At 37.5% G+C, this 25319-nt stretch carries 19 protein-coding genes and 1 pseudogene; 11 read left to right on the top strand and 9 right to left on the bottom strand.

Annotated features, from left to right (window positions below; translation table 11 throughout):
• Positions 1 to 211 precede the first annotated feature (211 nt).
• On the top strand, positions 212 to 2368 hold the full coding sequence (locus I6F40_RS10865; RefSeq protein ID WP_166377594.1) for a 2Fe-2S iron-sulfur cluster-binding protein: 2157 nt from the start codon (positions 212 to 214) through the stop codon (positions 2366 to 2368).
• A 116-nt stretch (positions 2369 to 2484) separates the two neighbouring features.
• Here the strand turns inward: I6F40_RS10865 and I6F40_RS10860 are convergent, their stop codons facing one another.
• Positions 2485 to 4557, bottom strand: a complete 2073-nt coding sequence (locus tag I6F40_RS10860; RefSeq protein ID WP_166377593.1) for a TonB-dependent receptor domain-containing protein — start codon at positions 4555 to 4557, stop codon at positions 2485 to 2487.
• A 134-nt stretch (positions 4558 to 4691) separates the two neighbouring features.
• Here I6F40_RS10860 and I6F40_RS10855 point away from each other — a divergent pair, with 134 nt between their 5' ends.
• Both I6F40_RS10855 and I6F40_RS10850 read left to right on the top strand, forming a co-directional pair.
• Positions 4692 to 5675 carry a LysR family transcriptional regulator gene (locus I6F40_RS10855; RefSeq protein ID WP_166377592.1) on the top strand — a complete coding sequence of 328 codons (984 nt, stop codon included), beginning with the start codon at positions 4692 to 4694 and terminating at the stop codon, positions 5673 to 5675.
• Positions 5676 to 5837: 162 nt separating this feature from the next.
• Positions 5838 to 6782, top strand: a complete 945-nt coding sequence (locus I6F40_RS10850; protein WP_166377591.1) for a siderophore ABC transporter substrate-binding protein — start codon at positions 5838 to 5840, stop codon at positions 6780 to 6782.
• 455 nt (positions 6783 to 7237) lie between these two features.
• Here the strand turns inward: I6F40_RS10850 and I6F40_RS10845 are convergent, their stop codons facing one another.
• Positions 7238 to 7861, bottom strand: a complete 624-nt coding sequence (locus I6F40_RS10845; RefSeq protein ID WP_166377590.1) for a glutathione S-transferase — start codon at positions 7859 to 7861, stop codon at positions 7238 to 7240.
• A gap of 114 nt (positions 7862 to 7975) precedes the next feature.
• On the opposite strand from I6F40_RS10845, the gene I6F40_RS10840 reads away from it, so the two are divergent.
• Positions 7976 to 8893, top strand: coding sequence for a LysR family transcriptional regulator (locus tag I6F40_RS10840; protein WP_166377589.1), 918 nt, complete (start codon positions 7976 to 7978; stop codon positions 8891 to 8893).
• An 88-nt stretch (positions 8894 to 8981) separates the two neighbouring features.
• Here I6F40_RS10840 and I6F40_RS10835 read toward each other — a convergent pair whose 3' ends face one another.
• The 3 genes and pseudogenes from I6F40_RS10835 to I6F40_RS10825 form a co-directional block, all read right to left on the bottom strand.
• Positions 8982 to 9833 carry a universal stress protein gene (locus I6F40_RS10835; RefSeq protein ID WP_166377588.1) on the bottom strand — a complete coding sequence of 284 codons (852 nt, stop codon included), beginning with the start codon at positions 9831 to 9833 and terminating at the stop codon, positions 8982 to 8984.
• A 10-nt stretch (positions 9834 to 9843) separates the two neighbouring features.
• Positions 9844 to 11334, bottom strand: a complete 1491-nt coding sequence (locus I6F40_RS10830; protein ID WP_007585195.1) for a SulP family inorganic anion transporter — start codon at positions 11332 to 11334, stop codon at positions 9844 to 9846.
• A 271-nt stretch (positions 11335 to 11605) separates the two neighbouring features.
• Positions 11606 to 11788: pseudogene (locus tag I6F40_RS10825) on the bottom strand (NrtR DNA-binding winged helix domain-containing protein); the annotation flags it as partial.
• 726 nt (positions 11789 to 12514) lie between these two features.
• On the opposite strand from I6F40_RS10825, the gene I6F40_RS10820 reads away from it, so the two are divergent.
• Together I6F40_RS10820 and I6F40_RS10815 are read left to right on the top strand one after the other, a co-directional pair.
• Positions 12515 to 12958 carry a DUF3592 domain-containing protein gene (locus I6F40_RS10820; RefSeq protein ID WP_166377587.1) on the top strand — a complete coding sequence of 148 codons (444 nt, stop codon included), beginning with the start codon at positions 12515 to 12517 and terminating at the stop codon, positions 12956 to 12958.
• A 157-nt stretch (positions 12959 to 13115) separates the two neighbouring features.
• Positions 13116 to 14477 (top strand): S41 family peptidase, encoded by a 1362-nt coding sequence (locus I6F40_RS10815; protein ID WP_166377586.1) that lies wholly within the window; start codon positions 13116 to 13118, stop codon positions 14475 to 14477.
• A 389-nt stretch (positions 14478 to 14866) separates the two neighbouring features.
• Here I6F40_RS10815 and I6F40_RS10810 read toward each other — a convergent pair.
• Positions 14867 to 16047 (bottom strand): IS3 family transposase gene (locus I6F40_RS10810; protein ID WP_166377585.1). Its coding sequence is split into 2 segments (ribosomal slippage): positions 14867 to 15789 and positions 15789 to 16047, totalling 1182 coding nucleotides; the frame shifts between segments, so codons are not numbered across the junction.
• Positions 16048 to 16098: 51 nt separating this feature from the next.
• Between I6F40_RS10810 and I6F40_RS10805 the strand changes: the two genes are divergently transcribed.
• Positions 16099 to 16719, top strand: coding sequence for a hypothetical protein (locus I6F40_RS10805; RefSeq protein WP_197192918.1), 621 nt, complete (start codon positions 16099 to 16101; stop codon positions 16717 to 16719).
• A 33-nt stretch (positions 16720 to 16752) separates the two neighbouring features.
• Here the strand turns inward: I6F40_RS10805 and I6F40_RS10800 are convergent, their stop codons facing one another.
• From I6F40_RS10800 to I6F40_RS10790, 3 genes are read right to left on the bottom strand one after another with little or no spacing between them, the layout of a single operon-like run.
• Positions 16753 to 17610 (bottom strand): HD domain-containing protein, encoded by an 858-nt coding sequence (locus I6F40_RS10800; protein ID WP_024594202.1) that lies wholly within the window; start codon positions 17608 to 17610, stop codon positions 16753 to 16755.
• Positions 17603 to 18814, bottom strand: coding sequence for a site-specific integrase (locus I6F40_RS10795; RefSeq protein WP_024594201.1), 1212 nt, complete (start codon positions 18812 to 18814; stop codon positions 17603 to 17605). Before I6F40_RS10795 ends, I6F40_RS10800 begins: the two co-directional genes overlap by 8 nt.
• Positions 18807 to 19058, bottom strand: coding sequence for a hypothetical protein (locus I6F40_RS10790; RefSeq protein WP_024594200.1), 252 nt, complete (start codon positions 19056 to 19058; stop codon positions 18807 to 18809). Before I6F40_RS10790 ends, I6F40_RS10795 begins: the two co-directional genes overlap by 8 nt.
• Positions 19059 to 19145: 87 nt before the next feature.
• On the opposite strand from I6F40_RS10790, the gene I6F40_RS10785 reads away from it, so the two are divergent.
• The 4 genes from I6F40_RS10785 (at position 19146) to I6F40_RS10770 (ending at position 25275) form a co-directional block, all read left to right on the top strand.
• Positions 19146 to 19364 (top strand): helix-turn-helix domain-containing protein, encoded by a 219-nt coding sequence (locus tag I6F40_RS10785; RefSeq protein WP_024594199.1) that lies wholly within the window; start codon positions 19146 to 19148, stop codon positions 19362 to 19364.
• Positions 19365 to 20181: 817 nt separating this feature from the next.
• Positions 20182 to 22608: a glycoside hydrolase family 42 gene (locus I6F40_RS10780; protein WP_166377582.1), complete on the top strand. Its 2427-nt coding sequence runs from the start codon at positions 20182 to 20184 to the stop codon at positions 22606 to 22608.
• A 73-nt stretch (positions 22609 to 22681) separates the two neighbouring features.
• A complete protein-coding gene (locus I6F40_RS10775; RefSeq protein ID WP_024594197.1) occupies positions 22682 to 23572 on the top strand; it encodes a family 16 glycosylhydrolase in 891 nt (296 codons plus the stop codon).
• Between the two features lie 179 nt (positions 23573 to 23751).
• Complete coding sequence (locus tag I6F40_RS10770) at positions 23752 to 25275, top strand: sulfatase-like hydrolase/transferase (RefSeq protein ID WP_024594196.1); 1524 nt, start codon at positions 23752 to 23754, stop codon at positions 25273 to 25275.
• Positions 25276 to 25319: the final 44 nt, after the last annotated feature.

Below are 25319 nucleotides of genomic sequence, written 5' to 3'. Positions count from 1 at the left end.
GTTTTTTAAGTTATTGTTTAAATAGTATTTAATGTATTTTTAGAGTGAGGATAAAACCTGTTTTGTTATATGTTGGTGCGCGCCTGGCACTAAGAGGGTGCAAGTATTGTCATTGTTTTGTGCATTATCAGTCAATAAAACACCCATTATCATTCATTGTGTATTGAGTTAAATTTAACCCATAAAATACGCACACAAATTTACGAGAAAAATGACTAACACAAACTCAATAGATGCTTCACCTTTTCACGAAGGCGAGCTGGCAATACAAGACAAACTCGGTAAACGAGAAATAATGGAAACATTTGGTAAACGTGCCGTGCGCTCATTTATGCCAAAGCAGCATCAAGCCTTTTTTGAGCAGTTACCATTTGTGGTTGCAGGCAGTGTTGATGAAAACGCTAATCCGTGGGTATCTATTGTTTCAGGACAGTCAGGCTTTTTAAGCGCCCCAACTCCTACGTCGTTATTAATGACCCACGCTGTTGATAAAAACGACCCTCTACATAACACATTAAAGATTGCCGGTTCGCCAATTGGTTTATTAGGCATTGAGCTAGGCACGCGTAGGCGTAACCGTTTAAATGTGCGCGTAGGTGAGGTAATTGACGATAATCAGGTGAGTTTTAATGTTGATCAATCCTTTGGGAATTGCCCACAGTATATTCAAACGCGCGACTTAACGTTTAATAGAGATCCTTTAGTTAAAAGTAGTGCAGTACAAAAAGTTGAATTTAATACACTTGATAACGCAGCCAGTACGTTAATTGACACAACCGATACATTTTTTGTTTCAAGCTTTATAACCGCTAAAAACAATCCAAAAATTGAAGGGGTTGATGTTTCTCACCGTGGTGGGTTGCCGGGTTTTGTAAAGCGCGAAGGCAACACATTAACGATTCCTGATTACGCAGGAAACAATTTTTTTAATACCTTGGGTAACTTTTTATTAAACCCAAAAGCAGGTTTGTTATTTCCTGATTTTGACACGGGCAATGTATTAATGCTTACCGGCAACGTTGAAATTTTATGGGACGGGCACCCAGAGCTTGAAGGCTTTATTGGCGCAGACCGAGGCTGGAAATTTACCCTCACTAAAGGAATGAGGCTTAAAAACTTACTCCCGTTTAGTGCTAAATTTGATGCTTACTCCCCTAACACTAAAATGACGGGCACGTGGCTTGAGGCTGATAAAAACAAACAAGCCGAAAAACTAAAACATACTTGGCAGCCTTTAAAAGTAACCAAAATAATTAAAGAAAGTAATGTAATTACCTCCTTTTATTTAGAAGGGCATAACAATACAACCTTGTTACCGTTTAAAGCAGGGCAGCATTTAACCGTACAAATACCAAGTAAAAATAGTAGCAATAGCAATAACAGTAATAGCAAACCTGTTATTAGAACCTACACCGTGTCATCAAGCCCTCATGAACTATTTTATCGGTTATCGATTAAAAAAGAACTCAGTGGCGAGGTGTCTAACTACTTTCATAATAACGTAAAAGTAGGCGACGTTATTTTAGCTAAATACCCACAAGGGCAGTTTTTTATTGACCCAACCAGTACCAAACCAGCGGTATTGATTGGTGGAGGAATAGGCATTACACCTATGATCTCAATGGCTAAACACATTGCCAATGAAGGGTTAAGAACCCGTTATACTCGCCCGTTGCATATTTTTCACAGTGCTAAAAATGCCCAGCAGCGTGCGTTTTATAACGAGCTAAAAACACTTGCAGATACAAGTGGCGGCGCAATTGATTACTACTCACTTTTATCTCAGCCTGAGCTTGATGAAAAGCAAGGCAATGGCTCTAATTCAAAAGATGAGAGCTTTAATTTAAAAGACAAAAACTTTGATTTAAAAGGGCGCATAAATGCGGATGTGTTTAGATACTATTTACCACTTGATGATTACGAGTTCTTTTTATGCGGACCTGCTGCGTTTATGCAGCACGTATATAACGAACTGTTATTGCTCGGTGTGCAGGATAAAAACATATTTGCTGAAGCATTTGGACCCTCCAGTATTAAGCGCAAAGTACTTAACACAAACGAAGCGCCTAATAAAAGCAAAGAGATTAGCGTAGAAGAAGCAGACAACACTGTAATTAAATTTAGTAAATCGGGCTTTGAACAGCGTTGGAATAAAGGTGACAATACATTACTCAATGTAGCCGAATCCCATGGTTTAGAACCTGAGTTTGGCTGTCGAAACGGCAGCTGCGGCAGTTGCGCTGTAAAAATAAACGCAGGCGCTGTGGTTTATCGCAATAACGTAAGTTACCCAGTAAAGACAGGGCAGGCGCTAATTTGCTGCGCCGTACCTGCTAAAGGCGTTGAGGTGCTTGATTTAGAGCTGTAGTTGTTAATATAGCGTTTTTAAATACAGCGCTTTTAAATACAAAACTATGCGCTAAAACAACTGTTTTTTGTTAATCAAACGGAGCGTTTTAAAAACGCTCCGTTGAATTACTTTTATTAAAACTCAAAATTAAAACTGACCGTAAGCCTTCTTCCGTCTAGCACAACGCCGTAGGTTTCATTAGTCACTACACGGTCTGTAACATTGTATAAACCAGCCATTACTTTCAGATTATCAGTCATCCAATATTGTGCGCCTATGTCCATCATGGTGTAGCCGGGTGTACCATCACTTAAGCTTGTACGGCTTAAATAGTCAGTGGTTTCACCACGGTAGTTTACACGACTCCATAAATTTATCGTGTCACTCGCATCCCAGTTTAAGGTAGCATTAGCCATACTCTTGGGTATTTTATTTAAAGGCTCGCCTGCAAAGTCTCCAGATTTTTGCTCAGAGTCTGTAAAAGAGTAGTCAGCTTTAAAGCGAAGGTTGTCGGCAATACGGTAGTTTACAGTCGCTTCTACCCCTTGCATTTCTGCCTCTGAAATATTTTTTTGCGTACTCAAAAATTGATAAGTGTTCCCACTGAATTCACATTGATAGTTTTCAAAATCATTTCTATCAATATTTTCACTAATACAGTAGCGATCTTCTGCTATTTTATCATCAAAATCAGTATGATAAAACGTTAAGCTGGTCGATAGTCCAATTTTATGATCGTTATAAATAAAACTAACTTCGTAGTTAACGCTAGTTTCTGGATCTAAGTCAGGGTTACCTATTATCAGGGCACGTGAAATGGATGTTCCAGTGGAAGATAGGTTAGGAGATCCGCCCCCGCCTGTGCCTCGACCAAAGCCTGCAGTAGCTTGAGATAATGAAGGCTGAGTATACCCTGTAGAAACCCCTCCTTTAACAGTAAAGCGGTTATTTGCATGCCAGTTAGCATAAATCCTAGGTGACCAATGAGAACCAAATTGCTCATCGTTATCGTATCTTAAACCGGTAGTTATGGATAAGTCTTTTATAAAGTTCCATTCAACCTCAGTAAATAAAGCCCCAATCCATCGGTCAACTGTATCACTGGCAATAGCCACGTTGGCATCTAGCAAACCATTCGTTTCGTCAACAAGTTCTTCGGTTTTATATCGTGCACCCACAGTATAAATATGTTGCTCTGCTGCATAAGTTGCAGATGTATTAAACGTAATTATTTCTTCTTTTTTATCTTCATCTTGCACGCGTTCAGATAAATCTTGCTGAAGATAAGTGTTTGTTGTTAATTTTCCGTAATTACCCATATGGGTGAGGGAGTACATTTGTTTTTCAAATTCGTACTGTGAGCCTTCTGCATCAATAGCTATTGAGTTACCTGGTGTATGCTCAAAATCAATATTTGATGTATCGTAGGCTAGACTCACCTTGTTTTTATCATCAACGGCCCAGTTAAATTTAACCCCAAATTGGGTTGTATCTGAGTCTGGGCGGCTAGCAGTAGCGTCGCCACCGCCAGAGTAATCACTTTCATCTGTATGTTGTATTGAGCCTGTAAGCTCCATGCCTAATACATCTTTAATTAACGCACCGCCAGCGTAAAAGTCGGTATTGTATTGATCATTACTCACATCATTCATAGATGAAGTATAGCTTGCGGCTAAGCTTGCGGCCCATTGTTGTGGAGCCGTACGAGTAATAATATTAATCACTCCGCCCATTGCTTCAGAGCCGTAAAGTGATGACATAGGACCACGAATAACTTCCACACGTTCAATCATTGCAAGTGGTGGAATACCTATTTGTTTACCCCCATCTGAGCCATTAGTATTTACTGAGCGACCCGCCGAAAGAGGACGACCATCGACAAGGTATAATGTGTATTGATCATCCATACCACGGATACTAATATCTTGCATATTACCGCCACCAGTTACATATACGCCTGGTATATCGCGAACAGCATCAACAACAGTGGTATAAGATTGTTTGCGTAGCTCTTCTTGTAATATGACCGAAATAGATGCGGGAGCATCTATAATTTTCTGCTGATAACCGGTTGCTGTTACAACCATTGTTTCCATTTCATTTGTTTTTTCTGCCGCTGAAGCGCTCATGGCTATAGGGATCAAAATAGCGAGAGGTAACTTTTTACAGGTCAATGGTACTAACTTCGACATTGATCGTTTGGACATTAAAATGTTCTCCTTTACATGTAGGCCTAAATTCAAGAGTGCAAATGATAATACTTATTGTTATCATGTAAAGGAACTTAAATGGAACAATGTGTTGCCAAAGTTGCAACACATGTTGATCGTTTGCTCGTGTAATGGCTAATTTATTATTATGTAAATTAGCCGTCACTGAGCGTATTAAACGCAGTAGGGATGTTGCAATGCCTCAATTTAAAGAATTACGTAGTTTTGTCTCTGTGGTTAGTTCAGGAAGCTTATCAAATTCGGCAAAAACACTGCAGTTGTCTAAATCAACTATTAGCCGACATCTTAAAAACTTAGAGCAAGATGTAGGGAGTATTTTACTTAAAAGAATGCCTAACAGCTTGGTGCCTACAGAGGCGGGGCTGTGTTTTTATGATTATTGTGAGCAAATACTAAGTATAGCGAAAGAAGCTAAACAAGAATTAGATACCTTAGATGAAAAAGTACAGGGTGAAGTAGTTATCTATGTTGATACCGGCTTATTAAGAGGATGGCTAGGTGATGTTGTTACTCAGTTTTTAACGCGCTTTCCAGATGTTAGCGTGACTCTTAAAACAGATATAAAATCTAACTCAAACCAATGGCAAGACAATATTTTGCTTTGTATGGGGCAGTTACCTGAATCCAGCCAACGCCAAGAAAAACTCTGTATTCTTTGGCAGGGGGTATTTGGTAGTAAAGATTACTTTAAGTGTAACGGCTATCCTAACTCACCGGAAGATTTAATAAATACTCACTGGTTACAATTAATTGGCAATAAAAATGAGCAGTTAGTTATGACAAACCAAGGAGGAGAAACATTAAGTGTACCAGTTCCTTCGTCACGAATTCAGTCAGATCAGTTGGTGTTACAAGGAGATGCAATAAGCCAAGGGCATGGGCTTGGTTTATTACCTCTATGGCAAGCAAACATGCGTCTTAATGCTCACCCCGAATGCTTTGAGCGTTGCTTAAAAGACTGGGTAGGTCATCCTGTTCCTATTTGGTTATGTTATCCTTTTGGTAAATTAGCCAAAAAGCAGCGTGCTTTTATAGAGCATATAAAAAGCAATTTACCGCAGGAATGGGATAATGAGCTTTGCCAAGAAATGTAAATTTTATTTAGTATTACTTAGACAATTTATTTTAAGTGTTTTAGAAACTGCAACGTAAAAAACCGCTTTTTAATCAATAAAAGTAAATGCTACTCATTATCATTTAATGTGTGGCATGCTAGCATGTCCTTAATATGTTCATAAATTAAAAAGGAAATATAAATGTACGGCATACTAATAAAAATATTTTTTATAGCTGGTTGTAGTTTTTTCTCAGTAGCTAGCTTTGCTAATTACCCAATAACAATTAGCCAAGGGAATACCCAAGTTGTTATAAAAAAAAAGCCTATAAAAGTAGTTGTATACGATTTAGGTGTACTTGATACATTAACAGCACTTGATGTTGATGTAACAGCGGTTGCTAAGGGAGTGTTTCCTGAGTATTTAGCTCATTATAACTCCCCAAACAAAGCAATAGCGGGTAGCTTATTTAAGCCAGACTTTGAGGCACTTAAAAAAATTAAACCTGATTTAATTATAGTCGGACCACGCAGCCGTAGAGCATTAGATAAATTAACTGCAATTGCACCTTCCATCGATTTAACATTAAGTTCCGATGATTTTGTCTCTAATATTAAAAGAAATATTATATTACTGGGTGATGTTTTTGAAAAACAACAGCAAGCAAAGTTATTGTGGAACAATCTAAATAATAAAATTAATGCTTTACAGGCTAAAGCAATGGGTAAAGGGCCAGGGCTTGTTTTATTTACTGTAAAAGATATGTTTATTGCGCACTTATCTGGAGACAGATTTGGTATGGTGTATGAACTACTTGGTATAAAAAGCCCAGATAAAATTAATAAACCACAGCTAAAAGATAACGATAAAAGCCAAACTAAAGTGCAAAAAGCCAAACAAGCTGCAGTATTAACAAAGGATTATATGGCAACAAAACCAAATTGGCTGTTTATACTCGACAGAGGTTTAGCAACTGGGGGGCAAAGCAATATTGAGCAAGCTTTAGCAAAAGCACCGTTTATAGAAAACTCTCAAGCGTGGCAACAAAAACATGTTTACTACTTAAACCCAACGCAATGGTATGTAATAACAGGCGGCTATACGAGTGTTCTTAATACCGTGAACGAGTTAAATACTATTTGGTAAACATTTTTATTAAAGGTGAGCTGATTATGAATATTTGCTCACCAATTCACTTTAGTTAGATACAAAACGGATAGCGAAAAATTGAAATGAGCGGCATATCTGGTGATCATAACAGAATTTAGCTCAGGACTTTTAAAATTTGCAATAGATAGCTTTATTAGCTCTAGCAGAGTAATTCAGTACCTGTTGTCAGATTGATTACATACCTTCAAATGCCAAATGAACAGGCATAAGTCCCTCATGAACGTCTCAAAACGCATAAGTTTCGAAGATATTATCATAAATAATTTTTAAGTTATTGTAATCAACTCTTAACCCATAATGTTGACCATCTAAGTTATAACCACTTAGGTGAATATGATTATTATGTGATGTGAGTTTACTAAAATAGTTGATTTTATATCGTAAAAAAGAGGCTTAATAGCCTCTTATAAAACAGTATTAAATACTTAAAACTAAGCCAGTAAACCTGCTTTTGTTTCAGGCATTGCTATAAAGCCATCAAGTTTACGAACGTTGTTTAACCATCTTAAAATATTTGGATATTGCTCAAGTGATACGCCACCCTCTGGTGCGTGTGCTATGTATGAAAAGTTGGCAATGTCGGCAATAGTAGGCTGAGTGCCTACTAAGTACTCGCGATTTTGTAAATACGCATCCATTGTTTTAAATAATGTATGGGCAATGTTTATCGCGTTTTGATGATCAAGCTCTGCGCCAAATACAGTGACTAAACGAGCTGCACACGGACCTGAAGCCACAAGCCCTGCAGCAACGCTCAACCAGCGCTGAATGTGCGCTTGAACAGTTACATCTTCTGGGTACCAGGTTCTGTTAGCATCAAATTTTTGTGCCAAGTACAGCAAAATAGCGTTTGAATCGTTAATAACGTCATCGTTATGTTTAAGTACGGGTACTTGCCCAAAAATATTCATTTTTAGAAAGTCAGCTTGTTTTTGTGCGCCGTTTTGCAATGCAACATCGACCATATTTACATCAAGCTTTAAAAGCGATGTAAATAGCTCTGCACGATGTGAATGACCAGATAAAGTAAAACGGTATAGCGTTAGGTTGCTCATGGTTATCCTGTTTTTAATTTGAATAGTAATTTTTAATAACGCTATTCTTTCACTATTATCAGTATTGAAAAACCGAGCTAGTAAGGAATTAATGTCAATGCTATATTGACAATCATGGATACTATTATTGGCATTAAAACAATCATCGCGGTTGTTGAAACAGGCTCTTTTACAGCCGCAGGCGACAGACTAGGGCTTTCAAAGGCGCTGGTCAGTAAGTACGTGGGCATTGTAGAGCAAGACTTAGGGGTTAGATTATTTAACCGCTCCACGCGCAGAATTTCGATTACCGAGGCGGGGCAAAGTTATTACGCAAGCGTAGTGCCTGTAATTGAAAGCTACAGCGAAATGCTCGATAACTTATCGGGTCAAACAGCGCTTGCTAGCGGCAAGCTTAGGGTGAGTGCGCCGGTGTCGTTTGGCGAATCAAACCTTGCGCCGTTAATGCCTGAATTACTGAGCCGTTATCCTGATTTAAGTATTGATTTAGTGCTTTCAGACAAAACAATTGATTTGCTAGAAGAGGGGGTTGATTTAGCAATAAGAATTGGCAGTGTGTCTGACTCTAATTTAATCGCGAGGCAAATTACCAGTTACCCTTTAATTTTATGTGCATCAGCAGATTATATTCAGCGCTTTGGCGCACCAGCGAGTGTTGACGAGCTTGAGCAACATGCTACGGTGATTGATAGCAACTTTAAAATAGGTCGCCATTGGCCTCTCGTTTCACCTAGTGGCGAGGCATTAACGGCAAGCGTAAACTCGCGTGTTTCGGTTAATAATCCACAAGCTGTAAAAGAGGTGGTTGTAGCGGGTGGCGGTATTGGCTTAATTCCTGAAATAGTGGTGAGAGACGATATTGCATCGGGTAAACTTGTACAGGTTATGCAAGGTTATAAAACCTTTGAGTTTGGTTTATTTGCTATTTATCCGCATAGAAAGTTTGTGGCTCAAAAGGTCACGTCGTTTATTCAGTTTTTATTTGAAAAGTTTGAAGCTAAGCCAAAAACAAAAAAGCCTAAAATCAGTTAAGTGATTTTAGGTTTTTTAAAGTGGATTATTAAAATATTATTTTAAAATAGTTACTTAATTAAAAGTGGCGCTTACTTAAAACAACTACTTACTTTAATATAATAACTGGCACATCGTTGTTTTCGAGCATTTTAATGGTATTACTGCCCACAAAAAACTGCCTTAACTTCGAATGCCCAAAAGCCCCCATAACAATCAAATCAATGTTATTTTGCTCTTTGTATTGCATTAACGAGTCGAAAATATTGCCCTCTAAAAAGCTTGCAGACACTTCAAAACCCATACTACTGAGTTTAAATTGAGCGTTAAGAAACTTCTCTTCTAAGTTCTTCTCATTATTATTAATACTCACTAAATGACAATGAAGCCCATGTAATAAACCGCCATCAATAACTTGTTGCAGTGCTTTGTCGGCTGTTTCGCGACCATCGTACGCAATCATAAATGATTTAGGCTGCTTAAACTTTCTAGAAATAAGCAATATTGGTTGCGAGGCGCTACGCACGAGCGTTTCGATGTGTGAACCAAGTGCATTTAAATCAACACGATGATCAACACCATTTCGACCAATAACGATTAAGCGAGTATCATCTTTAAAATCAATAATAGCGTCGATTACATCACCGTGACGTTTAATTAATTCATAGTTTTGAATATGAGCAATTTTTGCTTTTACAGCAACCGAGTCGAGTAATTCATCTGCTAGTTTTAAAGAAATTTTACTACGGTGTTCATCGAGTTTTGTCATTTCTTCAAGCAAAGCCGATTGAGCACCTAAACCAATCGTACCGGTGTAGTTACCTACATTAGTTTGTTGTATTTTTTCAAGCATATGTATAAAGCTAATTGGTTTATTTAGCTTTTTCGAAGCCCAAATAGCAGCTTCGGTTACAGCGTGTGTAATGACAGAGCCATCGATACAGGTAATTATTTTTTTCATTACATTCTCCTTAATGACCGCCAAGTAGTTTATCGACTTCTTTAGGGTCGTTATGTACGCCAAACTTATCAACAACTGTTTCGGTTGCGCTATTCATACCAACAATATTAACTGTTGCGCCTTCGCGTCTAAATTTAATAACCACCTTGTCGAGTGATGATACACCGGTTATATCCCAAAAGTGGGCATGGGTTAAATCTATAACAACATTTGTTACCGCACTTTTAAAATCGAATGACGCTATAAACTGCTCTGCTGAGGCAAAAAATACCTGGCCTACAACTTCATAAGTTACTAGGTTTTTAGTTTCATCGTGCTTAGTTGTAACAACCATAAAGCGACCAATTTTGTTCGCAAAAAACAACGTAGCTAGCAATACGCCAACTAAAACACCAATGGCTAGATTATGCGTGGCAACAACTACAATAACCGTAGAAATCATCACTACGTTTGACGAAAGCGGGTTCTTTTTTAAATCCTTAACTGATGCCCAAGAGAATGTACCAATCGACACCATAATCATTACTGCAACTAATGCCGCCATAGGAATTAAACGCAGCCACTCATCTAAAAACACCACCATGATGATTAAAAATAAACCAGCAATAAAGGTTGAAAGTCGTCCACGACCGCCCGATTTAACGTTAATAATTGACTGTCCAATCATGGCGCAACCCGCCATACCACCAAATAAACCTGCGCCAATATTGGCAATACCTTGACCTTTACACTCTTTATTACGATCGCTCGTTGTATCAGTTAAGTCATCAACAATAGTGGCGGTCATCATGGATTCAAGTAAGCCCACAACCGCAAGACCAATCGAATACGGTAAAACAATTTGCAGCGTTTCGAGTGTTAGCGGTACATCGGGCCATAAAAATATAGGCAGGGTGTCTGGCAGTTCGCCCATGTCGCCAACGGTTCTTATATCAAGCCCTAAAAACAGTGAAACCAGCGTAATAACAACAATACACACTAAAGGAGAGGGAAGGATTTTGCCAATAGTTGGAATATACGGAAATAAGTAAATAATACCTAGGCCCGCTGCGGTCATCGCATAAACATGCCAAGTAACATTGGTCAGCTCAGGTAACTGCGCCATAAATATTAAAATCGCCAGTGCGTTTACAAACCCCGTAACAACAGAGCGCGATACAAACCGCATTAACTCACCGAGCTTTAAAAAGCCTGCAAATATTTGCAGTACACCGGTAAGTAAGGTGGCAACCAGTAAGTATTCCAGACCATGATCTTTAACCAGCGTCACCATTAATAGCGCCATTGCACCGGTAGCAGCCGATATCATGCCAGGGCGTCCGCCTACAAAGGCAATAATAACGGCGATACAAAATGAGGCGTATAAACCTACTTTTGGATCAACACCCGCAATAATAGAAAAGGCAATAGCTTCCGGTATTAGGGCAAGCGCCACAACAATACCAGCAAGCACATCGCCACGAACATTAGAGAGCCAATCTCTTTTTACGTGATCAAACATGTAATAAACCTAATTAGTTAGTTTCCCAGAGTATAGGGGAGTATTTTATTTAAATAACAATGATTCTCGCACAGATGGCGATTAAGGTTGCATGCAATGTGCTGATGAAAAAGGGAGTGGTTGCCTAGGGCGGCGTAAGTTTCAAGTAAAAAGCTCCTTTTTGATTAGTGTGTATTGATAATGGGAATAAATTGTAAGTAACGCATACACTTTAGCAATATGCAGTTAGTTCATAAAGAGTAAACCTCAATCCAATAAGGTTTTTAAGCAATTAATACTCAAACGTAAAACCAAACTCTCTTAATATTTCGTACACGTTTATGTCAAAATGATAAAGCGTTGCGGCTCTTTGTGCCACATTTGTTTGCTTTTCTTTGCAGTTTATTAATAAGTTCATTTTTTTAAACTTACGTCTAAAGTTAGATTTATCGAGTGATTTATTTAAAATCGACTCGTCCAAAGGCAAAGAGCCTGAGCAAATGAAAGGGTAAATATTACCCCTTTAATAAGCGCCAAAACTAAAGCAATAGAACTAAAATAATAGAACTAAAGCAATAGTTTTGGCGTTGTTAGACTGCTTCACTCGTTAAGCTTTCTTTTTACTAAACCCAAACACTTTATAAACTCGCAGCAACTATCTAATTTCTCAATAGTTAAATTACTAATGCACTTAAGTAAAGTGTGAGTCGCTTGTTCAATATCACGATTTGCAATAGCGTTTAACATCATTTTTTAAACTTTTATTATTTCGATTTAAGCTGCCTCGATCGCCGTTTTCCCTTAGTTGTTAACTGGGTCATCAACCTTCGGCCATGTTCTAAAAATGAATAATATTAGACGTGACGTAGTTTTTGTAAAAAGACGTAGTAGAGTGGTTGGCGTAATAAGCAGCTAAAAAGCAAATACAGCTGATAGTCTGCAGTGAGCGAGAAGCGGACATTGAGATTGGCCAAATATCATCGTGAATTGATTCGTTAAAGTGTGTCGTTAGCGCATATATTCATGAAAATGAGTGCTGCGCGCATATTGGTTCATTTAACTTTACCTAAAAGTTTTAGAAAACTTAGTGATAGTAATACCTTAGGTTATTTGCTAAAACTATATAATGTAGAAAAATGAGCGTGGCATCGGCAGGAATATGTGCGATGAGCGCACTATTAAATTTTTAGGTAACTCAAGTATGTTCAGTATCGTCAGCAAAATGAACAACAACATTAAGATAGGATATATGTATCTGGTACTTGGTGTTCTCATGTTTTTGGGTGGCTTGTATATTACTAAAAGTACGTCAGATTTTATCGACAACGCGTTATCAGCAAAAGGCACTGTAATTGAGTTAATTCAAAAAGACGACTCGCTATATCCTGTAGTAAGCTTCATGGATGAAACTGAAAAACAGCATACTTTTGAGTCTAATTATGGTTGTAGTCCTGCTTGCTATAAAGAACAAGAGCAAGTAACCGTTCTTTATAGCGGTGGTAATGTTAAAGCTCCTGTAATAAGTGGATTTATGTCCTTATGGTTACCAAGTCTGCTTTTGTTAGGCATAGGCATTAGTTTTGTTGTTGTAAGTCTATTCCAAATAAAAAGGTTACGGGGCAAAATAGCGCAAAGCGTTGCCTAACAACACGCCCTAAGGTGGACGACCAGTAAAATCAGCTATTAATTACAAATTTTAAAAATGGTGGACCTCAGTTCTTTTAGCCAACAGCAATTTGCCGCTTAAGACAGCATTCTACGCTTAGTCTAGTTCGGTTGTGATTCACTATTAGGAGTAAACTTTGAATAAAGGGATTTTGTTATTTCTACTCACCGTACTTTGTACCATTAATTCTGCGAACTCCGCTGAGACAACTTGGAAAACCCAAGGTTATGGTTACGTTTTTCATACTGTGGACAATAAAACAACAGCCTTTGATTTAACAACTAAGCATTGTTTGGAAAACCACTTTATCACCGATGAGTTTGAACAAATCTCGTTCATTGAAGAAACAAAAAAAGTGAATAAAGATACTCGCTTACTTAACTTTGGTGGTTTGTTTCCGTTAAAGCTAACGAAATTAGATAGTTTACCCGCTCAATGTCAATCCGAAAAAATTGTTAGTATTAAAGACAAAAACTATGAATTTAATGCCAGTATTGTTCTTGACGTTCTAATGAATAATTTTGAAGAGCACTATGCATTTTCAAAAGATAAAAATATTAATTGGGTTGAGCAGAGAAAACTTTGGCAAAAAAGAATAACCTCAAAAACTACGCAAGATGAGCTATTTAGTATCATAGATGACTTTCTTAAAGAATTACGCGACGGTCATGCCATATTACTCAATCAAGAACTTGATAGGCTTTCACATTACTCACCAAGAAAGTGGTCATTTTGGGATGAATTAAAAGCGCACTCAGTAAATTACCCTGAATACTCAACTTACTGGGAATTACATACCGCATTAATTGAAAAATCTCAGGAAAGCATTAAGAATTACATTGATAAAAACTATTCCACTCTTCAATATCACGATAATTTTACCTTAGCAAACACGCCTCAAAATATTGCCTATTTAAAAATAAGTAACTTTGATGATTTCTCAAATAATGACGTAAAAGCAACAAAAGAGGTTATGGAGATATTTACGCCTATCATCAAACAAAGCAATGGTTTAATTATTGACTTACGTTTTAGTATGGGTGGAAGTGACTTAGTGGCATTTTCTATTTTATCTTACTTAATAGATTCAGAATTAGCCTTGGGGGGGAAACAGTTTAAAACATCGACAGGTTACAGTGAACTTCAAAAAATTGTTGTCGCTCCATCAAAAATTAATAATTACACAGGAAGCATTGTTGTTCTAACTAGTCAAAAAACACCTAGTGCGGCTGAAGTATTTCTTTTAGGTTTACAAGCAAGGGGCAATGTTACTTTTATTGGTGAAAGAAGCTACGGAGCTTTTAGCGATGCGTTAACAAAAGCTTTGCCTAATGGTTGGGGGATCACATTATCAAATGAAAGGTATCTCAATTCTCATGGGGAAAATTATGAAAACATTGGATTGCCTGTAGATCATGAATTTGTATTTCTTAATGTGAACAATATTGAAAGCGGAAAAGATGTGCAGCTTAATGAGGCAATTAAAGCTTTTAGATAGGTGCATTCAGCGTATAACGAGGCGTCACTAATGTCCGCTGTTGGCACTGAGCCGAACTTCGGCAAAGAGCGATAACCGGACTGTGGGTCAACTCGTTTTTGGACAAAAGCGTGTTAGAAAAGAAGATTTAAACAACCCAAATTACTAACAATCAACTAAAGCTGATTGATATCGACTCCTTTCACATACAAACTTTAAAAACCTCTATCAAATAATACACTCATCAGACCTATTGACAGTTTATCAATGAACTTAAGTTCATATATATTGGTTGAAATAATAATTAGAGATAGCTTTATGAACACACCAATCAGGATATTTGTAGATAACTGTATTTTAAGTCATAGCGAGATGCTAGAAGGTGCCAAACGTACTAAATATTGTAGTGGTCAATAAAATTTGGCCACAGTTTTAGAGTCTTTGTATCTAATCTCAGATTCATTTGGCGCTAAACCAGCATTATAATGATGCGGTCTAACATTGTTGTAATATCCGTTGATATAATCACTCACACTATATTTAGCGTCTATAAAATTCCCATATCCAACCTTTGGCATCCATTCTGTTTTAAAGCTTCTAAAAAATCGCTCCATTGGCGCATTATCCCAACAATTTCCGCGTCGACTCATGCTTTGTGTGATTTTATAGCGCCATAAACGTTGGCGGTACTTCAAGCTCGTATAATGGCTTCCTTGGTCTGAGTGAAACATCAACCCACTTGGTCTGCCTCTGCTTTCGTAAGCTAACTCAAGCGCTTTTAGCGTTAAGTTAGAATCTGGCGACAATGACATTGCCCAACCCACAACTTTACGCGCAAATAAATCAATAACGACCGCTAAATAAGCCCAGCGATTGCCTGTCCAAATATATGTAACATCACCGCACCACACGGTATCTGGCTCAACAACATCGAACTGCCTATCAAGCAGGTTTGGGATTTCAAGGTGTTCATTACCGCCGCGTTTATATGAATGTTGAGGTACTTGGCAGCTTTCTAGCTTTAATTTAATCATTAACTTAGCAGCACGATAACGGCTTAATTCAAAATCGTTATTCGTTGCGATTGCCGCGATTGTCCTCACACCTGCTGAGCCCCCACTCATTGTATGTATGGCTTTAACTTCAGCCTCTAACCTTACTTGCTCTGGTGTCGGTGTCGTATCCCGTATAGCCCAGTATTTATAGCTGCTACGATGCATATTAAATACACTACATAGCACACTAATAGGGTAACGCTCTCGTTGATTTAATTTCTCAATTAACGAGAATTGTTCAGGGAGTCGGACATCAAGAGAGCGGTAGCCTTTTTTAATATATCCTTTTCTAATTCAATGCGTTGGATTTGCTTTTTAAGTTCACGGATTTCAATTTGTTCGGGTGTCATTGGTGAAGCCAATGGTGACTGGCCATTACGTTCTTGCTTTAATTGAGCAACCCATTTACTTACGGTTGATTTACCAACACCCATCGCTTTGGCTGCTTCTTCTTGTGTATAACCTTGGTCAACTACAAGTTGAGCCGTTTCTAATTTGATTGAAGCGGAGTACGTTGCACGATTTAATTTTGTCATTTTTTTCACCCAAATTTGTATGCAAATAGCATAACATTTCTTTCTTAATGGGTGACCAAAATTACTCTACCACTACAAAGCAGGGAATATCCCAGGAAAGGTAAAAAGCTGCCCTTAATTCCTAACTTCCCAAGTTTAGATAATACTAAAGATGACTTAAAAAGAGTTTCTTCACAAAAAGCATTTTATTATTTATGTCAGAAATTTGATACTTTATTAAGTCAGAAAAATGTAACGCTTAGTGAAGCATTTGATGCCCTACAAATATTGAAATATGGTGCTGCAGGGAAGAATTTCGCTCTTCGTTGTCCTGATGAGCAAGTAATACGCAACTTTTTAAATTTATGTATAAAATTTAAATTAAAGTCGAGCCACTTCAAATTTCGTTTTCATCAAGTAGATTTACAAAATCAAAATGTTATTCAAGCGAGGTCTTACTGGGAAGAATTAGTTTCGTCATTTGGATTAAGCGATAGTCACATCGAAAGCGCCTCAATTGAGGAGGGCAGGTTTCTAGGTAAACATAATGGCAATGGCTTTTTAGAAGTTGGATTATTAATTACAGTAAAGGGTAGTAAAGGTACATATAAAAAGTCGAGGCGCCACCATAGCTTAATGAGCTTTCTTCATTTGCTGCTTATTATAAGTTATAGGGCCGGCGAAGCCCCTTAATAGCTTCAAATTAAGTTTAGGTATTTTAAAACGTTAACTCATTCTTTTAAGAACTTTATCGCCAACTTTACAAAAATGGTAATAATCAGGAAGTTCTTGAAATTTAGCATGTATAAAAGCTGATTCAGAAGAGCATCGGTCAGCTTGTTGCACAATATGCTCAATTGCATATCTCGCTTGATAGCCAGATGGCTTGGCTGCTAATAAACTGCTTAATAACTCCAGCAATTGCCTATTACGACTGCCTAGCTTCGCTAAAGGTTCAGCTAAGATAGCAAAGTTATAACCTTCGTGTGGTCCTGGTATGTAGCGATCGTTGGCTTGATGTAGCATGACAAATATTTTACCAATATCGTGAAATAAGCCAGCTACTAATGCAGCTTGGCATTCAATACTGGAATGATTTAAGTGTTTAGCATTATTAAATGCAATTTCAGCTACCTCTATACTGTGCTCAAATAATCCATGAGTATAAGAATGATGGTGGTTTAGGCTAGCCGGTGCTTGTATGAATTTTTGTAAAATGCTTTGTTTAGTTAAAATAAAATCAATAAAAGGCTGCAACTCACTGCATGTGACGAAGCTAAGTAGCTTAAAAAATCGTGCTATTAAATGCTCATTTGTATTATTTATCATCGAAGTTAAATTAAGGTACTGCTGTTCGTTACATTGAGAAAGTATAGGCTCTATATCACAAACTACATGATTACCCATTATATCGTGAGTTAACTGAAATTGAGCTAAGCCAGACACTATTTGGCATTTTCTAGCAATATCAGCAGATGTAATAGCGTAAATTATTTGCTTACTTATCAATAGCTCACAATTGGCTGTTGGCAAAGTACCATTAATATGTAAATTTTTTAACCAACCATAGATATAGTTATTCATAAGTAGCCTCTTCTTCAATGTTGGCATTTAGAAGTAGGCGGTCAAAAGCACTACCATCTTGTCGAGTATTGTTTGGAACATAACGGCTGTAAACTTCAAATAGCATTTTAGTGGTGCTGTGACCCATTTGTTTAGCTATCCATTCAGGGTTTTCACCAGCAGAAAGCCATAAGGTTGCGCATGTATGTCTTGTTTGATAAGGGCGTCTCCTCTTTAAAGAGAGCTCTTCTAGCGTTGGATACCACACCCTTTTAGTTATATTTCGATGGTCAAGAGGGTTACCTTTTTTATTACAAAAAACATAAGTGTTCTTACCAGTTATTTTGAATTGTGTTTTTAATGCATCAACAACAACTCTAGATAGCTGGATATTTCTATATGATGTGGCTGTTTTAGGTGTCTCAACATTGCCATCAACTAAGGTTTCATGAATAGTAATTTCATTTCGATCAAAGTTAACGTATTCCCACTTGAGGCCATCAATCTCTGCTGTTCGTATCGCAGTAAAAAAGCGAACGGTATAATAATTACGAAAATCACTTCTTACATACTTAAGAAATTGCTGAACTTCCTTGAGTGAAAAAGGTTCTATCTTGGTTTTAACTACTTTTAGTGGTTTTATATTGTTAAAAGGAGTTTGAAAATCATAACGTAATGACGCTTCTTTAAGTATGCCTCTAAGAGGTGTCATAACATGATTGATCCAATCATTACTCAATTGTTTTTTACTACTACGCTTAGGCTCTAATATGCCCGCGCGATATTTAATAATATGAGCACGGCTTATTTCATCAAGATTAAACTTGCCAAATTCAGGAATTAAATAACGCTCAAAGATCATAGACACATTTTTAAAATGACTAATTTTCCAATGAATTTTACTTTCTTCTAGCCACTCATAAGCAAATGCCTCGAAGTTAGGTACATTCTGTAAAATAACATCAGCTTTATTCGTTTCATTAGCTTTTATAGCTTCTATCTGGTCATCAAACAGTTTAAAAGCCTTGCAGCGGTTACTATTCGGAAACATATCTCGGTAAACAAAACGATCGAGCATAATTTGAATTTCAATATTTTCTAGAACTTTCTCAAGTTTGATACGATTAGCTTTTGTATCCTTGAGTAAGGTCTGCTCACGACATCGTATATTTTGATAATAAAAATCAAAAAACAACTTATCGTTTCGGCTTCTTACACTAGCCATAACATACACCTCCACTTGCGAGAGGAATGACAAATTCGCGCTCAGCTTTATACGTGGTGTTGTACATTTCTTCCATTACACTTTCTAAAAGGTAAAGTATTTTTCTTGATCCAAAAGGTCTAATGTAATGCTCACCCTCAAAAAAAACATTGTCTTTCAACTTACGGTTAATGTAATCTGGACTGAACTTAATAAAGCTTGAAAGTTCTTTAGCAGAAAGCAAAGTAAATTCATTTTTAATCATAAAAGTATCCTAACAAGAAACTAAAGTGATTAAATCATACAGAAAGTATCCTGTAAAGAAACTTTTTAAATAATTGGTTGTATTAAAATGATTGTTTATAATTTAAAGGAATTAATCGCAGCTAAGTCATTGAAAGAGGGACGTAAAATTACGTTAGATGAAGTTGCAAATGCCGCAGGAGTAAATAAAGCCGCGATGTCAAAAATGGCTAATAACAATAATTACTCAACAACTACGCGTACTTTGGATGCATTATGTGCTTACTTCGACTGCAAAATAGAAGAGATAATCACGTATAAAAAATAATTGGATCAAAATAAGTTCGTTGCTATATCAGTCTATACACCAGATAGAATATCTTGATAAATATCAGGCTTGTTCATTGCCTCAATATCACTACATTCTAAAGTGTGATTATAACTTTTAAACCAAAAAGGGAGATCCCTGTTTTCATAGAGTGATTTACCTACTTTGATAGCTCAAGATTTATTGACTTAATTTTTATCAATAAAGTTAAGTTGAAATCGAGGGTAGGCTACCTCAGCGTTAGGATAAATGTTAGTGACAAAAAATATCAGTTGATCAACAACAAGTCTGTCCGCACTTTTAATTTCGAGAAGATTGGCAACGTCAGCTTTTGTAAAAAGAGAGTTATTTACTAAGAACTTGTCTATTTCAGTTTTATAAGTTTTAGATTTGGCTGCTAATGTTTATTCAGTTATTTAATTTTTTTAAAATATTTCTAAACAGAGCGATAACCTTGCCTTAATTGAGCATTTTCATTACTCAGTGATTTATCCATTCTTATTACTCCTAGCTAAAATACACATATGTTTTAATCAGGTGTCGTTTCGAGAGTTACTTTTTTAGCATCAGCCTAAATTGATTTAGTAGTCAAGTGTTTTAATACTCTAGCTGCTTTGTTAGTAAGCGACTCAAGTAGAGGTAAAACATTCAAGTTACACTACTCCTAAGTCTTCAATATGTAAGGTTGATCTAAATTTAATTACAAAAACATTCAAACAGCTTACAAATACAAACATATGATGTATATTATCTGTTGCACATAATAACAACAGTGTAAAAACCTGTTAACAGATAACGACCTCAACGGGAGAAAAATATGAGACAACATCTTTTAGGCTTCACACTAGCCCCCTTGTTTTTGCTTACAACAGCATGCTCACAACAAGAAAGCGTAGTTAAAGTTGATAACAATGAAACACAAAGCGCAACGCAAGATAACTACGAACAAGTTGCGATTCTAAAAATGGCAAAACTCAAAAAAATGATGCAACAAGCGCAAAGTAAGCAGATTGATGTAACACGTGAACAGAGTATTATTTGGTTTTCAGAACAATTTTTAAAGTTTGCCAATTGGGATGAAAATAATTATGACGCAGTCGTCAAATTATTTGGGTACGAGCGCCATTATGCCGCTGATAAAGAAAAGCTAGCAAAAGAGTTACCAAACTTTGAGCGCGAAAAAGTAATTCAAATTTTAGAGAAAGGCATTGAAGAGCTTGGTAAAGAGCTAGCAGGTGATATTAAACGTCGCCCAGTGAACAAGGTTGATTGGCAAAATACAAAAGCAGAAGATAATATGTTTGTGAGTAATGGCAAGCCTATCTTTTTGTATGATTACTTTTCAAAGAGTGTTGGTCAGCCACTTACAAATAAAGATATTTATAACGATCATTTAGGCGCGCTCTATCATGGCGGTGAAGATTTATACCCGGTAGATCACGACCGTGCCATTAATTCATTTTTAGTGCGTGAAGATGGCACTTTTGACGAAGAGTTAATGAAAGAGCTGACGCGTATCCCTGATACCAACATTGGTTTTTTAGTTTACTGGTTAATGGGTATTCCAAAGTGGGTTGAAGAGCAAGAGCCAGAAGTTAGAAAAGGCCGTTCGTTATTTACAGGATTCGATATTGATAACCCATTAGCGCGAGATCTTTGGGGTAAAATAATTCGTAAAACGGGTGAGCTTACTAAAGGCAAAAAAGTTACTGAAGTTGGGTTTGTATTAGCTAACGAGCCGCATTGGTACGCCGAAAAAGGCCACTGGACACAAAAATATGAAGAAATGACCAGCATCTCTTCATACACACTAAATAAGTTTAGAAGTTGGTTAGATAAAAAATACCAAGGTGATATTAACGAGCTAAATGAAAACTGGGGAACGCATTTTAGCCAGTTTGCAGATGTAGCTATTGAGATACCGATTGATCCTGCGATTAAAGGCGAGCCTAAGTGGTACGACTGGACGCGTTATAATATGGACAGAAGCACTGACTGGTTTACTTACGTTCAAAACGAACTGCATTCTGTAAATGAAGACGCTGATACCCATATAAAAATTATGCCGCGCATGTTTATGGACGATTCACGCTCTGGCGGTATTGATACCGAAGCATTAGCTGAGTTAACAACCATGGTAGGGCACGATGCTAAGTCGTTTGGTAGCGAAAATATTCGCCCAGGTAAGTCATCTAAGTGGATTGAAAAGTACGCATATAACTGGGGCATAGTTACTATGTTTCATGACTTTATGGAATCAGTTGCGCCGAATAAAATTAATGTAAATTCAGAGTCTCATTTTTTATCATCAGGTCAGTGGCGAGATTTAGACACACGTACAAGCTATGTACGTAGTGTTTATTGGCTTGCAACTTTACTTGGTATGGATGCCAATATGGGCTGGTTTTGGGCGCGTGATCCAGATGGTTCACCAGAGGATCGTTTAGAAGGCGATCTGGACTTTTTTGACCCAGGTCTTGGCGGTGCATTTGCGGGTTCTAACAATATGCAGCCACATGTAACTAACGAAGTTACCCAAGTAATGTTTGATCTTAATAGTTTTTCTGAGGAAATTGTTGAGCTTAGAGAGCAGCGTCGCCCACTTCGTTTGTTTTACTCTGAAACAACAGCAATTAATACAAACGACTATATGACAAAGGGCTACACACTTTACGAAAATTTATTTTTTGAAGGTTTCCCGCTTGGTTTTGCAACTAAAGATGTAGTCGAAAAGCAAGACAATAACAATTGGGATGCAATACTGGTTTATCGCAATAACTTTGTTACAGATGAAGAATTTAAAGCGCTTCAAGGGTATTTAAACAAAGGTGGTACCGTTATTTTAGACTCAGCGCAAAGCTTGTCTTTAGACGAGTACGGGCATCCGCGTAAGGCTAAGTTAGTTGCCAGTAAAGGTAAGCTTATTGTTATGCCAAAAGGGGCCGATGTTGAAGCTATTAAACAAACTGCACTTGCAGAGGTTTCGGGTAGTACGCCTGATGTTGTTGTAAAAGTAGATAATGGTGAGTCATTTAAAACCACAACATGGCGTACTGTTAAGCAAGACAATGGTAGTTACCTGGTTAATATTTTAAATTTAGGCCACACAACAGCAACCGTTGATCTGTCGCTTAAAAATGGTAAATCTATTCATGTTAAAAACTTAATGACGAGCAATAAAATGAATACCAGCTTTGATATTCCTTCTGAGGGTGTCTTGCTTGTTGAAGTTACAGCTCAATAAATAGTTTTTTAGCGGGTACATACCTATGTGCTCGCTTTTCAATTAACACGATACATTAAGTTGTGGATAGTAAATGAAAACAAATAATAAGGTTAAACTAATAGCAATATCGTTGAGCTTAATCCTTGGTAGTGCAGGGGTTAATGCTCAGCCGATGCCTCATATTGCGCAACCAGGCGAAAATTGGGTTTTACAAACTGAACGCTCAGATGAGTTTGATATTAAAGATGCTGAAAAATGGAATTTTCAAACAGAAAACTACGGTGTTTGGTCTTGGAAAGATGAAAATGCCAGTGTTTCTGAAGGCATATTAAAACTAACCACTAAACGAGAAACGCATTTAAGAACGTTTTGGGATGGCTGTAATAAAACAAAAGTGCCTAATTATAGATTGTTTTACACTTCGGGAGTTGCTAAGTCTAGGGCAACAGGGAGTTACGGATATTATGAGGCACGTATAAAGGGTGCGGATAAATTTCCGGGAGTATCACCTGCATTTTGGATGTACAGCAAAATAGATCGTACTTTAACGAATGAAGGCGATGTGCAATATAGTGAAATAGATGTAGTTGAGTTAACTCAAAAACAGACGCTTCAGGAGTCGGACCACGACCTACATAATATTGTTATAAAAGATGGCGCACCCAAGTGGATGCGACCTGGTAGCTCGCCAGAAACAAACCATAATGGCTATCACTTACCATTTGATCCCAGTGAAGACTTTCATACTTATGGGGTTAATATAACCAAAGACGACATTACATGGTATGTAGATAACGTTCAGGTTGGCTATAAAAAGAATTTGTACTGGCACCGCGATATGAACTTAACATTATCGCAGGGCTTACGCGCACCGCATACACAATGGAAATGTAATCAATTTTATCCTTCAGATAATCAGTCTGCACAAGGTTTTCCAACATCAATGGAAATTGATTACGTGAGAACGTGGTTAAAGCAATAAAAACCCTAAAGCCCATTCTAATAAAGTGTAAATATTAGCCAAATTAAAATTTACTTGTTGCCAATATAAACATCATATGTTTATATTATTGAAATCAATTTTATGCTTTTATAATAAAGTACAGGCAGATTGCTAAAACACTGACGTAGCAATTTTTAGTTGTTTAAAAGGACACACACATGAACTTATTTAAAATAAAAATGGTGATGCTGTTAGGGTGCTGCACATTATTTGCTCCCAATTTATATGCAAAAGATGCAGAGCTGAAAAACTCTGAAGCCAAAAAGCCAAATGTGCTGATTTTACTGTTTGATGATATGCGCTTTGATACGTTTTCTTATCGTAATGGCCCAGTTTCAACGCCAAATATTGACGCATTAGCAAACGAAGGTACACGTTTTGATCAAGCGATGACATCTACTGGCTTATGCTCTCCTTCGCGCGCGGCTATGTTTACTGGACGCTGGGGACATAAAACGGGGCTTGACGATAACGTGGGGCTTTATCATTCTCGCCTTTCGGAGTTATCACTTAGTGAAGGCAGCGTAATTAAACGTGCAACAAGCGTAGGTTACGACGTAAGTTATGTAGGTAAATGGCACTTAGGTGCACAAGGCCCAGCACTGCGCGGTGCAAACTTTATGTGGGGGCACGATAAAGATGAAGAGCGTAATGGCCGTCCTTTTACGCCTTATGGTACACAAAAAAATGTTGCCCGTATGAATGCAGGTGAGCGCGATAAAAACGGCGAAAAGCACGATTACTACAAAACACTTCCGGGTACATACGCAGATACAGTAACAGCTAAAGAAGTAAACGAAGGCAAATTAATGCTGCAAAATGCGGCCAAATCAGACAAACCATTTTTTGGTATTGTTAGTTTTGAGCAACCTCATCCGCCGTACCGCGTACCAGAACCTTACGCCAGCATGTACGACTACAAAGACATAAAACTTCCTAAAAACTTTGGTATAGAACGTAAACATAAACCAATGGCGCAAGATGATATTTGGTGGCCTTGGCACGATGTAAGCCACATGACTGAAACCGATTGGCGCAAAGCACATAGTTTTTACTATGGTGCCATTGCCATGATTGACCACGCAGTTGGCGAGCTTATTAATACCGCCAAAGAAGAAGGTTTATACGACGACCTACACATTATTTTAGTAGGCGACCAAGGCAGTATGCTAGGCGAGCATAACCTTTATGACAAAGGCCCATATGCATACGACGAATTAATGCGTATGCCACTTATTATTCGTGACCCTAGCCTTGAGCCTAAAATAATTAACCGCCAAGTGTCTATGCTCGACATAGCACCAACACTTCGCCAGTGGATGACACTACCCCTTGATGGCGACGAAGATGGGCGTTCACTTTTACCATTGATGAAACAAGGCGATAGTGCCGATGCTGGTAAAGATGATATTTCGTTATATGCCTACGAATGGTACAACGGCGGATGGTTTGGTATTAGAGCTATACGTACCCCTGAAATGAAATTTGTATGGAATCCAGGCGACAGCCGCGATGAATTATACGACTTAAAAAATGATCCGTACGAAATCACAAACCAAATAGATAATCCTAAATACAAAAAACAGCTTACTGATTTAGTGCATAAAATGGCGGGAGAGCTTAAGCGTATTGAAGACCCATCATTAACTAAATTTAATCACCACATGAAAGCTTTTTTATAGCCGAGTAATGCCCTTTGGTGGGCCTTAATTGGCCTGCTATTTTT

The sequence above is a fragment of the Pseudoalteromonas sp. SWXJ133 genome, from assembly GCF_015864365.1.
In the GTDB taxonomy this organism is placed as follows: domain Bacteria; phylum Pseudomonadota; class Gammaproteobacteria; order Enterobacterales; family Alteromonadaceae; genus Pseudoalteromonas; species Pseudoalteromonas arctica.
This window is presented reverse-complemented; position numbering and strand designations above follow the sequence as displayed.

What these genes read in the sequence shown, in the direction of transcription:
- I6F40_RS10865 (WP_166377594.1), top strand. Translation starts at nt 212, where the DNA reads ATGACTAACACAAACTCAATAGATGCTTCACCTTTTCACGAAGGCGAG.
- I6F40_RS10860 (WP_166377593.1), bottom strand. Translation starts at nt 4,557, where the DNA reads ATGTCCAAACGATCAATGTCGAAGTTAGTACCATTGACCTGTAAAAAG.
- I6F40_RS10855 (WP_166377592.1), top strand. Translation starts at nt 4,692, where the DNA reads ATGGCTAATTTATTATTATGTAAATTAGCCGTCACTGAGCGTATTAAA.
- I6F40_RS10850 (WP_166377591.1), top strand. Translation starts at nt 5,838, where the DNA reads ATGTACGGCATACTAATAAAAATATTTTTTATAGCTGGTTGTAGTTTT.
- I6F40_RS10845 (WP_166377590.1), bottom strand. Translation starts at nt 7,861, where the DNA reads ATGAGCAACCTAACGCTATACCGTTTTACTTTATCTGGTCATTCACAT.
- I6F40_RS10840 (WP_166377589.1), top strand. Translation starts at nt 7,976, where the DNA reads ATGGATACTATTATTGGCATTAAAACAATCATCGCGGTTGTTGAAACA.
- I6F40_RS10835 (WP_166377588.1), bottom strand. Translation starts at nt 9,833, where the DNA reads ATGAAAAAAATAATTACCTGTATCGATGGCTCTGTCATTACACACGCT.
- I6F40_RS10830 (WP_007585195.1), bottom strand. Translation starts at nt 11,334, where the DNA reads ATGTTTGATCACGTAAAAAGAGATTGGCTCTCTAATGTTCGTGGCGAT.
- I6F40_RS10820 (WP_166377587.1), top strand. Translation starts at nt 12,515, where the DNA reads ATGTTCAGTATCGTCAGCAAAATGAACAACAACATTAAGATAGGATAT.
- I6F40_RS10800 (WP_024594202.1), bottom strand. Translation starts at nt 17,610, where the DNA reads ATGAATAACTATATCTATGGTTGGTTAAAAAATTTACATATTAATGGT.
- I6F40_RS10795 (WP_024594201.1), bottom strand. Translation starts at nt 18,814, where the DNA reads ATGGCTAGTGTAAGAAGCCGAAACGATAAGTTGTTTTTTGATTTTTAT.
- I6F40_RS10790 (WP_024594200.1), bottom strand. Translation starts at nt 19,058, where the DNA reads ATGATTAAAAATGAATTTACTTTGCTTTCTGCTAAAGAACTTTCAAGC.
- I6F40_RS10785 (WP_024594199.1), top strand. Translation starts at nt 19,146, where the DNA reads ATGATTGTTTATAATTTAAAGGAATTAATCGCAGCTAAGTCATTGAAA.
- I6F40_RS10780 (WP_166377582.1), top strand. Translation starts at nt 20,182, where the DNA reads ATGAGACAACATCTTTTAGGCTTCACACTAGCCCCCTTGTTTTTGCTT.
- I6F40_RS10775 (WP_024594197.1), top strand. Translation starts at nt 22,682, where the DNA reads ATGAAAACAAATAATAAGGTTAAACTAATAGCAATATCGTTGAGCTTA.
- I6F40_RS10770 (WP_024594196.1), top strand. Translation starts at nt 23,752, where the DNA reads ATGAACTTATTTAAAATAAAAATGGTGATGCTGTTAGGGTGCTGCACA.